This window comes from Bacillus sp. MT(2024), assembly GCF_036362845.1.
Lineage (GTDB): Bacteria > Bacillota > Bacilli > Bacillales > Bacillaceae > Bacillus > Bacillus velezensis.
Map to the genome: position 1 here is coordinate 1,031,924 of NZ_CP143632.1, position 14,011 is coordinate 1,045,934.

The 14,011-nt window shown below is 49.6% G+C and carries 16 protein-coding genes; 7 read left to right on the top strand and 9 right to left on the bottom strand.

Going from position 1 to position 14,011, the window contains the following annotated elements; translation table 11 throughout:
• Positions 1–51: 51 nt before the first annotated feature.
• Genes sbcD through VP472_RS05330 form a run of 3 tightly spaced genes read left to right on the top strand, consistent with a single transcriptional unit; the run spans position 52 to position 4,922 of the window.
• The gene (gene sbcD, locus VP472_RS05320) at positions 52–1,224 is read left to right on the top strand and encodes an exonuclease subunit SbcD (RefSeq protein ID WP_070081600.1); all 1,173 of its coding nucleotides are present in this window, start codon (positions 52–54) and stop codon (positions 1,222–1,224) included.
• Entirely contained in the window at positions 1,221–4,613 is a 3,393-nt protein-coding gene (gene sbcC / locus VP472_RS05325; RefSeq protein WP_146276469.1) for an exonuclease subunit SbcC, read from the top strand. The genes sbcD and sbcC overlap by 4 nt, the downstream gene beginning before the upstream one ends.
• A 15-nt stretch (positions 4,614–4,628) precedes the next feature.
• A complete protein-coding gene (locus VP472_RS05330) occupies positions 4,629–4,922 on the top strand; it encodes a hypothetical protein (RefSeq protein WP_070081602.1) in 294 nt (97 codons plus the stop codon).
• Between the two features lie 43 nt (positions 4,923–4,965).
• Here the strand turns inward: VP472_RS05330 and VP472_RS05335 are convergent, their stop codons facing one another.
• The 7 genes from VP472_RS05335 to VP472_RS05365 all read right to left on the bottom strand — a co-directional run bounded on the left by VP472_RS05335 (position 4,966) and on the right by VP472_RS05365 (position 7,314).
• Positions 4,966–5,184, bottom strand: a complete 219-nt coding sequence (locus VP472_RS05335; RefSeq protein WP_003155143.1) for a spore germination protein — start codon at positions 5,182–5,184, stop codon at positions 4,966–4,968.
• A gap of 39 nt (positions 5,185–5,223) precedes the next feature.
• Positions 5,224–5,619, bottom strand: coding sequence for a spore germination protein GerPE (locus tag VP472_RS05340; protein ID WP_007409166.1), 396 nt, complete (start codon positions 5,617–5,619; stop codon positions 5,224–5,226).
• Entirely contained in the window at positions 5,619–5,795 is a 177-nt protein-coding gene (locus VP472_RS05345) for a hypothetical protein (RefSeq protein ID WP_003155141.1), read from the bottom strand. Before VP472_RS05345 ends, VP472_RS05340 begins: the two co-directional genes overlap by 1 nt.
• Entirely contained in the window at positions 5,792–6,409 is a 618-nt protein-coding gene (locus VP472_RS05350; RefSeq protein WP_146277462.1) for a spore germination protein GerPC, read from the bottom strand. Before VP472_RS05350 ends, VP472_RS05345 begins: the two co-directional genes overlap by 4 nt.
• 35 nt (positions 6,410–6,444) lie before the next feature.
• Positions 6,445–6,681, bottom strand: a complete 237-nt coding sequence (locus VP472_RS05355; RefSeq protein WP_003155138.1) for a spore germination protein GerPB — start codon at positions 6,679–6,681, stop codon at positions 6,445–6,447.
• A gap of 12 nt (positions 6,682–6,693) precedes the next feature.
• Positions 6,694–6,915 carry a spore germination protein gene (locus tag VP472_RS05360; protein ID WP_003155135.1) on the bottom strand — a complete coding sequence of 74 codons (222 nt, stop codon included), beginning with the start codon at positions 6,913–6,915 and terminating at the stop codon, positions 6,694–6,696.
• A 189-nt stretch (positions 6,916–7,104) separates the two neighbouring features.
• A complete protein-coding gene (locus tag VP472_RS05365; RefSeq protein WP_025649564.1) occupies positions 7,105–7,314 on the bottom strand; it encodes an aspartyl-phosphate phosphatase Spo0E family protein in 210 nt (69 codons plus the stop codon).
• Between the two features lie 215 nt (positions 7,315–7,529).
• On the opposite strand from VP472_RS05365, the gene VP472_RS05370 reads away from it, so the two are divergent.
• Positions 7,530–8,435: a fumarylacetoacetate hydrolase family protein gene (locus VP472_RS05370; protein WP_017417421.1), complete on the top strand. Its 906-nt coding sequence runs from the start codon at positions 7,530–7,532 to the stop codon at positions 8,433–8,435.
• Positions 8,436–8,528: 93 nt separating this feature from the next.
• Entirely contained in the window at positions 8,529–8,885 is a 357-nt protein-coding gene (locus VP472_RS05375; protein WP_003155128.1) for a YisL family protein, read from the top strand.
• Between the two features lie 252 nt (positions 8,886–9,137).
• Here the strand turns inward: VP472_RS05375 and VP472_RS05380 are convergent, their stop codons facing one another.
• Positions 9,138–9,680: a DUF2777 family protein gene (locus VP472_RS05380; RefSeq protein WP_165698150.1), complete on the bottom strand. Its 543-nt coding sequence runs from the start codon at positions 9,678–9,680 to the stop codon at positions 9,138–9,140.
• 175 nt (positions 9,681–9,855) lie between these two features.
• Here VP472_RS05380 and asnB point away from each other — a divergent pair, with 175 nt between their 5' ends.
• Complete coding sequence (asnB, locus tag VP472_RS05385) at positions 9,856–11,697, top strand: asparagine synthase (glutamine-hydrolyzing) (protein ID WP_003155123.1); 1,842 nt, start codon at positions 9,856–9,858, stop codon at positions 11,695–11,697.
• Between the two features lie 85 nt (positions 11,698–11,782).
• Entirely contained in the window at positions 11,783–12,523 is a 741-nt protein-coding gene (locus VP472_RS05390; protein ID WP_071392015.1) for a squalene/phytoene synthase family protein, read from the top strand.
• A 36-nt stretch (positions 12,524–12,559) separates the two neighbouring features.
• Here the strand turns inward: VP472_RS05390 and VP472_RS05395 are convergent, their stop codons facing one another.
• Complete coding sequence (locus VP472_RS05395; RefSeq protein WP_146276473.1) at positions 12,560–13,927, bottom strand: MATE family efflux transporter; 1,368 nt, start codon at positions 13,925–13,927, stop codon at positions 12,560–12,562.
• Positions 13,928–14,011 lie beyond the last annotated feature (84 nt).

The window sequence follows — 14,011 nt, forward strand, 5'->3', positions numbered from 1 at the left end:
TCCTTTTTGGAGCGGATCTTTTTTTCTATCAAAAAGTGAGGTGAATGCGGTATGCGCATTTTACATACAGCTGACTGGCACCTCGGCAAAACGCTGGAAGGCAGAAGCCGGCTGAGTGAGCAGGCCGAAGTACTGGAAGAGCTGAATACCATTGTCAAGGAAGAAAACATTGATGCGGTCATTATGGCAGGGGATGTATTCGATACGGTCAACCCGCCTGCGCTCGCTGAACAATTGTATTACGAAAGTCTTTCCGCGCTTTCTGACGGCGGAAAACGCCCGGTTGTCGTCATTGCCGGAAACCATGACAATCCCGACAGGCTGGCGGCGGCTTCTCCGTTAACAAATGAGCGCGGCATTCATTTAATCGGCTATCCGCGGACAGAACCCGTCCATATTGAGGTGCCGTCGGCGGACGAGCTGTTAGCCGTAGCCGCGCTGGCATATCCGTCAGAGGCGAGATTAAACGAAGTGCTTTCTGATACGTTTGAGGAAAAGCTTCTTCGCGATCATTACGATGTGAAAATCAGAGAGGCGTTTGCTCACATGTGCGGGCTGTGCCGGAACGATGCCGTGAAAATCGCGGCGAGCCACATTTATGTCGCGGGGGGAAATCAGACCGATTCAGAGCGTCCGATTGAAGTCGGGGGCGCTTACACGGTCGCCGCTGACAGCCTGCCGGCTGATGCGGCTTACGTGGCTCTCGGCCATCTCCACCGTCCGCAAACGATCAAGCGCGCCAAGACGGCTGCCCGTTATTCAGGCTCTCCGCTCGCATACAGCTTTTCGGAAGCCGGTTATGCCAAATCGGTGACAGTGGTAGAAGCGAAGCCCGGCGGAGAAGCGAAGTGGGAAGAGATTTTCCTGTCTTCCGGTAAACCGCTCGTCAAATGGAAAGCGCAGGGGCTGAGCGAGGTTCACGGCTGGCTTGATGAAGGGCGTGACCGGAATGCCTGGATCGATCTTGATATCCATTTGACGGATCAGCTTTCTCTCGAGGAAATTCATCGGCTGAGAAAGGCGCATCCCGGCTTTATCCATATCAGGCCGGTTTTTGAAGAAAAAGAGACCGAAAATGACCGGATTGAAGTGAGACACATATCAATTGAGGACCGATTTAAGAAGTTTTATGAAAAACAAACGGGCGGCGGTGTGCCGGATGAGGAGATGGTCAAGCTGTTTTTAGAGCTTGCGTCAGCAGATGATGAGGAGGATGCGACATGAGGCCGATTCTGTTAACGATAAAAGGGCTCCACAGCTTCAGGGAGGAACAGACCATTGATTTTGCCGGACTGTCAGGAGCCGGGGTGTTCGGGATTTTCGGGCCGACCGGAAGCGGAAAATCGTCGATCCTTGATGCCATGACACTCGCTTTATACGGAAAAGTGGAGCGCGCCGCAAATAATACGCACGGCATCCTGAATCATGCCGAAGATCAGCTTGCCGTCTCATTTACATTCGCGCTTCAATCCGGCCACCGGGTTTCCTACAAGGTCGAGCGCGTTTTTAAGAGAACGGATGAAACGAAAGTAAAAACCGCCCTCTGCCGGCTGATTGAAATCAAAGATGAACAAACGGTGCTGGCCGATAAAGCGAATGAAGTGAACAAAAAGGTAGAGGAGCTTCTTGGCCTGACCATTGACGACTTTACAAGAGCCGTCGTGCTGCCGCAAGGAAAGTTTGCCGAGTTTCTGTCGCTTAAAGGCGCGGAAAGAAGACATATGCTCCAGCGCCTGTTTAATCTGGAACAGTACGGGGACAGGCTTGTCAAAAAATTGCGGCGGCGGGCGCAGGAAGCGGCAGCGAAAAAAAATGAAATGCTGGCCGAACAATCCGGCCTCGGAGACGCAGGAGAAGATGCGCTGAAGCAGGCTGAACAGCAGTTTCACGAAGCGAACGAACGGCTTGAAGCAGCTGAGAAGAAACGGGTCCGGGCAAAAGAGCGTTTTGAAAATCACCAGGAAATTTGGAACTTGCAGACAGAAAGAGATGAATATGAGCGCCGGGAGAAAAAGCTTGAGGAAAGACGCCCGTACATCACGGATTTGACTGAGCGTCTTAAAGAGGCGGAAACAGCTCTCGCCCTTGAGCCGTACGCAGACCGCTGCACCGAAGCCGTCCGCCGGAAGCAGCGCGCCGAACAGGAACACGAACTGACCAAACGGAAATCAGAGGCGGAAACCGTTTCATTTACCCGGCAAAATGAAGCCTATGAAGCATGGCGCGCCCATAAGGCCGAACAGGAGCCGAAACTTGTCAAGGAAGAAGAGCTGTATCAAAGACTTTCAGCCATTGAACAAAAACTGCTTGAAGCGAAAAAAGAAGCGGAAAAAACAAATGCGGAGCACAGCAAAAAAGAGGAAGAATACGAAGCCGCCTCGAAACAGCTGGCCGCAGTGAAAGACCGCCTGACCCGCGGCCAAAACAGGCAGAATGAGCTGAAAGAAGAGCTGAAAGCAGTTCAAGTGACCGCCGATGAACGGAAAAAATGCCAGACCGCAGCACAGCTGGCGGCAGGCTTTCAGCAGACACAGGAACAAATCACGAAAGAGCGGGCCAATCTGACAACGCAGCTGAAAAACGTGGAGAAGCTCAACGGAGAAAGCGAGTCGCTCACAGCGAAAGCGAAAACGGAAGAGGAAGACATTACGCGCGCTTATCAAACGCTGCAAACCGTTTACCATATGGTCTGTGAAACGGAACGTTCACTGAAAGCCGCAGCCGAACGGGCTGAAAAAACGCAAGCCGATCTCCGCAGGCGCTCAGAGGAAGCGAGAACGGCTGCATTAACAAAAGAATTATCGGAAAAACTGATCGAAGGAAAGCCTTGTCCTGTATGCGGCTCGACGCAGCATGACCGCCCGCGTTCCGCTCATGAAACATTCTCGCCTGATACGGCTGTGCAGGAACATTTGGAGCAGGTGGAAGCGCTGCTTTCTGAGGCGGCGGCTCTTTCTCAGGAAGTGCTGACAGCCAAGGTTTCATTAGAAGAACAGTCGGGGCGTTTTACCGAAGAATGTCCGTTTCTGCAAAGCGCCCGGGTTCCGGAGCTGGAAGCCGCTTCTTCCATCAGCGGACGCCCGCTTGATGAAGCGTTCAGCGCCGTCCGCTTGGAATGGAAACAAATGAAACAGGATATGCTGTCGGTAAAAGAGAAGGTCACAAGACTGATCAGCGCGCATCAGCAGACGGTAAAACAAGCTGAGCAGCTTGCCGAACGAATCCGCTACGAGGAAAAAGAAGCCGGCCGTCTCAGACATTCATTAGAAGAGCTTGAATCGCTGTCAGAAAGCCGATTGAATCAGTACAACGAAGTCTGCGGTGATATTCCGCCAAACCGGATTGACGCCTGGCAGGCTTCGATAGATGAGAAGGACAGGCAGGCAGAAGAATGTGAGAAGCGCATTGAAACAAGCATCGCATTCCTCAAGGAACATGAAGAGGAGAAAGAACGCCTGCAGGAGATGAAGCATCGGCTTGAACGGGAACGGCTCGAGCTTCACTATGCGTCTGAGCGCCTGCAGCAGGTGATTGACGGATATGAACAAGAGCTCGGAACAGCAGCTGAAGAAACATCAATTTCCGCAAAGCTTGAAGCGGTGCGGCAGGAATTACAGCTGTTAAAATCGAAAGAACAGTCCCTATTCGATGCGCTGAAGCAGGCGCAGCAATCACTGAATGACGCAAAAGGCAGGGAATCCGGGAGTCTCATGTCACTCAGGGATGCTGAGACCTCCCTTGAGAAAGCGCAAAACGACTGGCGCGTGAGGTCAAAAGACACCGGGTTTACCGAGCCGGACCAAGTTAAAAAAAGTCTGCTTCCGCAAGGGCGTGCAGAGGAAATGAAAAAAGAAATTGATGAGTTTCTGGACACCTCAAAACAGCTATCGGCAAATATCAGCCGTGTTACTGATAAATTAGCCGAGCGCCGGATATCGGAGGAAGAATGGACAGCATCGGTTTCTCTGCTGAAGCAGGCAGAGGCTGAGTCAGGCGCCGCCATGGAGGAAAAAGGGGCACAGGCAAAAGCCTTCGCGGTTATGCAAAAACAGCATAAGCGCTTTAAAGAGATTGAAGCCGAACTGAAAAGCTGGCAGACACAGATTGACAGGCTTGATAAGCTCCAGTCTGTATGTAAAGGCAATACATTCGTCGAATTTTTAGCGGAAGAACAGCTGGAAAGCGTGGCTCGAGACGCCTCTGCCCGTCTCGGAGCGCTGACAAGGCAGCGGTATGCCATATTAGTCGATTCAGAAGGCGGTTTCGTCATGCGTGATGACGCGAACGGAGGCGTCAAACGGCCCGTATCAAGCCTTTCCGGCGGGGAGACGTTTCTGACATCGCTGTCGCTTGCGCTTGCCTTGTCCGCCCAGATTCAGCTGCGGGGGCAATACCCGCTGCAATTCTTTTTCTTAGATGAAGGATTCGGGACTCTTGACCAAGGGCTCTTAGACACCGTTGTCACAGCGCTCGAAAAGCTGCAATCGGACAACTTATCCGTCGGAGTGATCAGCCATGTGCAGGAGCTGAGAGCGCGTCTGCCGAAAAAATTAATCGTTCATCCGTCCGAACCGGGCGGGAAAGGCACCCGGGTCACATTGGAGATCATGTAGAAAGGAGAAGGAATTATGGCCGATTCTGCCGAGGGCACATGTGAATTATGCGGCCGCCATCATGTGCGGCTGACGGAGCACCACTTAACGCCTAAGGAAGAAGGCGGGACATTCCTTCCGACCGCAATGCTCTGCATCCCTTGTCATAAACAGATTCACGCGCTCTATACGAATCAGGAGCTTGCGGCAAGGCTCGCGGGAATAGAAGAGCTGCGGCGTGACCCGAAACTCGCGCGGTTTGTGAAATGGATCAGAAAACAGCCGCCGGAAAAGCTTGTAAAAACAAAAAAAGCAAATGAACGAAAATAACGCTGAACCAAAAGCAGCCCTCTTCTGAAAGAGCGGCTGCTTTTTAGGCGTTTCCGACCACATTTTGATCGCTGACATCGGGGTCTATATAGTTTGTCGCATTGACAACGTTGTTTAATAACAGGAAATCTCCGGTATTGCCTGCTCCCGAACCGAGCGCAGATTTAGAAGAGCTTTTTGGAGAAAGGTAAAAGGAATCACCAAAGTTTACGACTCCGCCCGATATGGAATTGATAGCTATAGGTCCGGTAATTGCTGGCATAAACGACACCCTTTATAGAAGTCTCACCGTCATTATATGTCAGGGCTGCTGTGATTGTGAGCTTGGCGTGAAGATCTGCCTAATATGTTTCAGCCGCGAATCTCCCAGAACGATCGACGTCGATCCGATTTGAACCACGGACGCTGACGATACCCCTTGAACTTTCACATTCCTTACCCGAATTGAAGGATTTTCATGGCAGAATGCGCTTTGGACTCCCGTTTCCGGTAACGGCATGACGGCCGGCTGCCGAAAGATCTGGTACTCTTTTTTGTTAAATGAGCCTTCATCATCTCTGTATACAGCAAGACTACGCTGATCGGCCAATACTTTGATCCGCATATTGATTTCATTCGTATCGCCTGCTTGAAAGACACTCGCAATCCCGACTGAATTGATTTTGGCGTTCCGGAGGCGTGAAATGCGCTTTAACATTATTCCGGCGCCAGCGGCACATAAGGCCCGATAATAAGAGATTCCGGAGGCGTGTCAAAGATGGAAGACAGATAGACGGAATCGGTGTCGCCGATTAATAATAAGGAAGAACTGGATACACCGGTAGACCGGATGTCTCCGACTTCAATATTCCGGTTAATCACTGTAAAAATCATGACGGATCATCACCTTTCATTTCACCAGGTATGTGTTTAATAAAGTGCTCGACGGCCCTGACAATATCACGCTTCACATGTTCGGCAATCTGCTCGGTATATTGCGCGGGCGCCGTATTTTCTTCTTTCGGGACATGGGACAGATAATACTGAATCCGGCTGTCCATCTGCTTTCTGATATCTTCAATAATATGATATTTGTTCGTTTCGTCCAGCCTGCTCTCATACTGAGTTTCGAGCTGCTCTAAAAGCGCGGGGATTTCTTCATTCAGGTACATATCGACGTTTTGACGGATTTGCTGCATTTGCTGGCCCGCCTGTTCCTGCTGCATCATTCCGACCTGCGGAGATGTCTGGCCGACTTCGAAGTTTTGCACGGCATTCGGATCAGTCGGATTCAACCCGATATTCAGCGTTCCTTCCAGCCGTTCAATTTTCAGCTGATCAAATTTATACTCGAGCCGATCGATTCTTGTAGATGGCTGCTGCTTCAGCGTTGAAATTTCATTTTGGAATTCTTTCAGCTGCCGTTCGAGCTCCTGAATCTGCTGCGCCTGCTGCTGGACGAAAGAATTTAAATTCTGCAGGTAGGATGAAACGGATTGATCATACATGACATTCACCTCGCGTCTCGTTTCCTTCATTAAAACTACCGGCTTGGCGGCTGGAGCGGTACAAATGATGAGGTGCCGGGACCTCCCCCTGTTGTTACAGCCTGCTGCCCCGCGGTGACAGGCGGCGCCGGCTCAACATAACTCCCTGTGTTGTACAGATTGGAAAGAGATTTAATTGAACCGGCGCTTCCGATTTGCAGTATGGAGGAATTGCTGACAGATTCTACACGCATGTAATTGATATGGATCGACTGATTGACGTAAAAATTCATACGGCGCCTCCTTTATGCGTTTCCTGCCATCGGCTGATCGATTACATCATTATCGTACACATTCGTTGAATTCCTGTAATTCGTCAGTGTGAGATTGTCTCCGGTATTGAAGCTGCCCGCTCCGGCAAATGTCTTAACCTCTGCTTTTGGAGAAATGGTGATGCAGTCGCCTATATGAACGACTCCGCTCGTACCGACGGCATTAATTTTAAACGCTCCGACAATTGCGGGCATACGAGCACATCCTTTTCGTGAAGATTTTCATGACTGCACTCCAGGAGCTTATCTGGGCTGCCTGCCTAAAATAGCTTATGACAAATGCACATTTTTGTGAGCGGAAAAAACTTTAGACGTAAAAACACCGGCGCTTTACGCATGCCGGGTCTTATACATAAATGATACAGATTTATATACATATCACGTTTATGAGAAAGCCTCTTTTTTTTCTCGGCCGTGCTGAATCTGTGCGGCCGGGTTCGGCCCGCTGTCTTTCGTTTGTTGGATGAGCCCGCCCCGGCACCCGTTTAAAAGGCTGTCCAGCTCCTGGCTGCACCTGATGGTCTCCGTCGCATTGATTCCGAATTTTTGCGCTGTCTCGAATAAAGTTAATCTTTTTTCTTCAATTTTGTTCATCGTGTGATCTCCAATTCTCGATTATTTTGGAAAACATAGGATGATAATAGTATAACCCATTTTGGCCAAGAAGGTTTTATTTCGTCAATATGACTAAAAAAGTGACAATTTTTGATACTCTTTTACACTTATTTTCAGCCTGTTTAAAAGAGGGATTTCCCGCCCGGAGGAAGAATACATAAAGGAATGCCATTTAAAAATGATGGGGGATTAACATGAAATTTGCGACAGGGGAACTGAACAGCCGAAAATTTGTCGGTCTGATTATTGATGATGACAAAATCTTAGATCTGCAAAAGGCTGAAAAAAAATTGTTTGAACTTGAGACGATTCCGGGTTCGCTGATCGAGTGCATTCAAAAAGGAGATAAGTTTGTCGCGCATGCCGGACAGCTTGCGGAATGGGCGAAAAAACCGAATGACGAATCAGGTTCATTTATGTATGCGCTGTCTGACGTAAAGCTTTGCGCGCCTATTCCGAGACCTTCAAAGAACGTGATCTGCATCGGGAAAAATTATCGTGATCATGCCGTTGAAATGGGGAGTGAGGCGGATATACCCGAGCATCCCATGGTTTTCACGAAAGCCCCGGCTGCCGTTACAGGACACGGAGAAACAGTGGACAGCCACTTGGATGTAACGGAGCAGCTTGATTATGAAGGGGAGCTTGCGGTAATCATATCAAAAAGCGGATCGCACATCTCCAAAGAACATGCGCTTGATCATATATTCGGCTATACAATTGTAAATGATATCACAGCGCGCGATCTGCAGAAAAAACATAAACAGTTTTTTATCGGCAAAAGCCTCGATACGACATGCCCGATGGGCCCGGTCATTGTACATAAGTCGGCCGTCAGCGATCCGCAAAGCCTGAAAGTTGAAACGCGGGTGAACGGTGAACTGCGCCAATCAGGATCAACGGGTGACATGATATTTCCGATAGCTGAATTAATCGAGACGCTGTCAAAAGGAATGACGCTTGAAGCCGGTGACATTATAGCGACGGGGACGCCGTCCGGTGTCGGAAAAGGATTTAAGCCGCCGAAATTTTTAAAGCCGGGGGACCGTATTGACATTACAATTGAACCGATCGGCACGCTGTCGAACCAAATCGGATAATTGTGTGTCTTTGGCACGATTGATAATGCTCCGACCGGCTTGTTGTGGTACCATAAGTGAGGCAGATTGATCTGATAGGGGGAATTGAACATAATGACACATTGGCATATTACTTCATGGGTCGTTGCGCTTATCCTGGTGTTTGTCAGCTACGGGCTGTACGGTGCCGGAAAAGCGAAGGGCGCAAAAATTACGCATATGATTCTGCGCTTATTCTACATTATTATTATTCTGACCGGAGCTGAGCTTTTTGTCCGTTTTGCGAATTGGAACGGAGAGTACGCCGGAAAAATGCTGCTCGGCATCATTACCATCGGACTGATGGAAATGCTCGTCATCCGTAAGAAAAAAGGCAAATCAACCGGCGGACTGTGGATCGGTTTTATTATCGTGCTCGTCCTGACGGTGCTGCTCGGCCTTCACTTGCCGATCGGCTTTCACGTATTTTAATCAATCGCTTGAAAAACCCGGATGCATCCGGGTTTTTTTAGTTGCGCAACTGTGCCGCTGAATGAGAAATGCCGTGACAGGGGGATGGTGATGAGGCGAAGGAGATGTGCAGGATGCCAAAAGCATCAATCACTCTTGTTGCCGTAAAAGCTACGGCTGTGAAGGGTAAAAGCAAACGCCGGCCGTCAATCAGCGTGAAAAACAAAGCTGAATACATCAGGCGGCACCTATTTAAAAGGTGCCGCCTGTTTGTTACGCGGTGCCGTCTTGTCTTGCCGCTGAATACATAATGGAGCGCCGCCCGTCAGATGCCGTCCATTCAAATCTGTCGTGTTTACCCGGGCTGCCGCGGTGATGCTGCAGGGCGCATTGTGCGTCATCCGCCGAGAAGTGATAAAACGAAACGCCTTCACCGGAAAACAGCGCCTGATTGTAGGAAAATACGCAATCATATACAGACAGGCCGAACCCGTGCAGATGGCTGAGAAACAGCAGAAACGTTTCATCGTCCAGCGAATCGAGCAAGGTTAACAGCGGCCGTTTGACCGCCTTTTCATAACGGATTTCTTCCCCGCCGAGCAGGGGGATGGTGTCTGCGCCGATTTCGGCCGAACCGCCGCAAATCCGTGCCGGCTGCCATCTGCCGCCGCGTTTCATCAATACGTCTGCGTTTCCGAGACTGTCTGCAAGCAGGATATCGCCTTCATCGTTTTCGACGAGGCAGATGCCGTCCTCTATCATCAGTGTGCCGCACCCCCATTTGTTTTTTTCTGAGAAAAGCTGTTTTCGTTTCATAACCGTGCCGGTCTCCTTTGTTTGTTTCTTCTCTTCCGTTCTTTCCAAATCGGGCTTGTCTCATACAACTCTTAGTGGGACAAATCAACTATCTGCGTTTCTTTGCATAAACTGGGTAAAGTGCTGATAGAAACGAATTTGATACCGACAGAAACGGGATTGGAGCTGATATCACATGTGTGGAATTGCGGGTTGGGTCGATTTTCAAAAGCAGCTCGTCCAAGAGAAACATATTATGAACAATATGATAGACACTCTTTCAAAACGAGGGCCTGATGATTCAAACGTCTGGGGAGAGCCCCATGTTTTATTCGGACATAAAAGACTTTCGGTCGTTGACATTGAAGGCGGCCGCCAGCCGATGGCCTGCACGCATCAAGAGGAAACGTACACCATCATTTATAATGGCGAGCTGTATAACACGGAGGAATTGCGGAAGGAGCTTCAGGCGAGGGGCCACCGTTTTGAGAGGACCTCTGATACAGAAGTGCTGCTGCACAGCTATATTGAGTGGCGGGAGGAGTGCGTGGACCGCTTGAACGGTATTTTCGCTTTTGCCATCTGGGATGAAAAGCGAAAGCGGCTCTTCGGGGCAAGAGACCGGCTCGGCGTCAAACCGTTTTTTTATAAAGAACACGGCTCTTCCTTTCTGTTTGGGTCGGAATTGAAAGCCATCCTTGCTCATCCTGATGTGAAAGCCCGCACAGACAGCGGCGGACTTGCGGAAGTATTCGGACTCGGGCCGTCCAGAACTCCGGGCTGCGGGGTGTTTAAAGGAATTCACGAGGTGCGTCCCGCCCATGCGTTCACTTTCTCAAAGGACGGTTTGTCCATATGGCGTTATTGGAATGTAAAGAGCGAAAAGCATACAGACAGCTTCGATGAAACCGCGGCTCACATTCGGTACTTATTTCAGGATGCAGTGACACGCCAGCTCGTATCTGACGTGCCGGTTTGCACGTTTTTATCAGGGGGGCTTGATTCGAGCGCGATAACCGCGATAGCCGCCGCTCATTTTGAGAAACAAGGAAGAGATCCCCTTCATACTTATTCAATTGATTATGAGGAGAACAGCAAATTTTTTAAAGCGAGCGCCTTTCAGCCGAATGATGACGGCCCGTGGATCGATAAAATGACAAATGCATTCGGCACACAGCATCATAAGTGCGTGATTACGCAGGATCAGCTGGTTGAACATCTGGAGGAATCCGTTCTCGTCAGAGACCTGCCGGGCATGGCTGATGTTGATTCATCGCTATTATGGTTCTGCCGGGAAATTAAAAAAGATTTTGTCGTGAGCCTTTCCGGAGAATGCGCGGACGAAATTTTCGGCGGATATCCGTGGTTTCACACCGCGGCAGAAGAAGACGGATTTCCTTGGATGAGGTCGACTGAGGAGAGGGTCACGCTCTTGGATGAAAAGTGGCAAAAACGGCTGAATCTTAGAGAATACGTGAATGCGAGATATGAAGAAACCATTGCGGAAACGCCGCTGTTAGACGGTGAGACGGGAACAGATAAAGCGAGACGGCAGCTGTTCTACTTAAATATGCTTTGGTTTATGACAAATCTGCTCGACCGCAAAGACCGCATGAGCATGGGCGCAAGTCTTGAAGTACGGGTGCCGTTCGCCGATCACAGACTTGTGGAATACGTTTGGAATATTCCTTGGGAAATGAAAATGCATGGCAGCCGGGAAAAAGGCATTTTGCGGAAAGCGCTTGAAGGACTGCTTCCTGAAGATATTTTGTACCGCAAAAAAAGCCCTTATCCGAAAACGCATCACCCGAAATACACGCAGGGGGTCACAGAATGGCTGAAAACGATTTTGCAACAGAAAGATTCCGTGCTTCACACCCTGCTTGACAGAAAGAAGCTGGAAATGCTGCTGGAGACAGAAGGTTCATCTTTTCAGGTGCCGTGGTTCGGCCAGCTGATGAAAGGCCCGCAGCTGATCGCCCATCTTGCCCAGATCCATACATGGTTTGAGGCGTACCGTATCGATATAGAAGAATAACAGTGCCGCGACCGGTTTCCGCTGAAGGATATCGGTCTTTTTATTGTGAAACATATGGTACACTAAAAAACAGAGGAGTGATACCATGACCGAATATGAAACATGCGCCCAGCTTGCCGAGGCGCACTTTCCTTTATATAAACGGACTTTCTCATCCCTGCCGCCAAAAAACAGGCGGGCCGCATGGGCGGTGCTTGCTTTGTTTCACGAAGCTGATCGGCTCGATGTGCAGGAACTTGGGGGATTTGAACAGGCGGCACAAGACTTTCTGAACGGGGCACGCGCCGACGGCTTTTTGTGGGAGGCGCTCACCGATGTGCGGCAGCAATTTGCGCTTGAAGAAGAGCCGTTGCGTGAGTTTATCGCCGGCCACATCTCTGACAGAGAAAAAGTAACGTATCAAGAGTTTGATGACCTGCTGATGTACGCGGGCCAAACAGGCGGAGCCCTCGGCCTGCTTCTGCTGCCGGTTTGCGCGCGCCGGAACCAAGAGAAACTCCGCCATGCAGCCGTTTCATTAGGAGCAGCCATTCAGCTGACCCGGGTGCTTCTGGGGATTCATACGGACGAGCTGGCGAAAAAGCGTCTCCCGCGCCAGGTGATGAAGCAATTCGGCTATACGGAAGAAGAGCTGGAGAGCCATACCGTCAACAAAGCTTTTATGAATGTATGGGAGTACATCGCATTTGAGGCCGAGGCGTATTTCGAGGAGGCGTCTGAAGAGCTGGAGCTGTTTCCGTTATACTCAAGGCCTGCCGTTACCGGTTTGCTGGCACATTACCGGTCAGAGCTCGGTGACATGAGAAAACGGCTTTCGCAAGCATAAAAAAAACGCCCGGCTTCTTAACGAAGCTCCGGGCGTTTATGCAATCCCTTTTTGAATCCAAATCCGCGACCGCCATCTTCTGTACATAAGAATGCCTCTGACCCATTCATCCGCGATAAATGAAATCCAGATGCCCATAAGCCCCAATCCGAAATGGATGCCGAACAGATAAGCGAGAGGCAGTCCGATACCCCACATGGAAATCATCGCCATGTAGACGGGGAATTTTGCATCTCCGGCAGCCCGCAGCGAGTTGATGATAATGACATTAAATGAACGGCCGGGCTCAAGAATGATCGTCATGGCGATCAGCATGCTCGCCGTCGCAATAATGTCAGGGCTGCTTGTGAAAATTCCGATCAGCTGCTTTGAAAACAAGGTCATGATCACGGATGTCAAAGCGGCAATGCCAAGCGCCCAGTACAGACTTTTCATGCAGCGGTCATAAGCGTCGTCAAACCGTTTGGCGCCGATATATCTACCGATCAAAATCTGTGTGCCCTGGCTGATCGCCGTTCCGAACAGCAGGATAAACATGGTGATGTTTTGTGTATAAACCTTTGTTGTAAGCGCCTGAGCGCCCATAATGGCGATAAAATAAGTGACAACCATTTGTGAAATGTTGTAAGACAGCTGTTCGCCGGCAGACGGAATCCCGATTTTCAGGAGTTTCCGCAAGTGCTCTTTATGGACGTGAAAAATCTTTTGCCATGTCAGACCGAGTCCGATGCGTTTTTTGACGATCACAATCATCGCGATGAGCCCGATGATCCGCGCAAAGGACGTTGACATCGCAACACCGGCGACGCCTAACACCGGAAGGCCGAGCGGCCCGAAAATGACAAGAAAGTTTCCGGCAATATTTAAAAAATTCATCCCGATCGTAACGAACATTGTATCCTTCGTATGACCGTAGCTTTTTAAAATGGCGCTGAACGTCATAATCAAAGCCTGAATGAAGGACAGCCCGCCGACCACCTGCAAAAAGACTTTGGCATCCGGCATCAATTCATTGGAAAGACCCATCACATGAAGCAGCGGAACGGCCGCAAAAAATATGGCGGCGCTGATGGCGAGACTGATGACAAAGTTCGCTCCTATTGATACATAAGCCACTTCCTGCGCCTCTTTTTTCTGTTTAGATCCTAAAAACTGTGAAATCACAATTGTCGTACCCGTTGCGATAAAGCTGAACATCACGATAATTAAATTTAAAATCTGATTGCTGACACCCACGGCCGCCACACTGTTGTCAGAGTATTGGCTAAGCATAAGAGTGTCGGCGTTTCCCATAAACATATATAATGAAACCTCAATAAATATCGGCCAAGTCAGCGCGTATAATGAGAGTTTGTGATCAGAGGATTGTTTGAATGCAGCCCGTTTTAAAATCGCTTGTTTCATTTCTTTTAACCCCTTTCCTGAAAAAATCAACGTTTAAAAGTGTACCTCCATTTTCTTATAATAAAAAGGGAGAGAAACGAAACT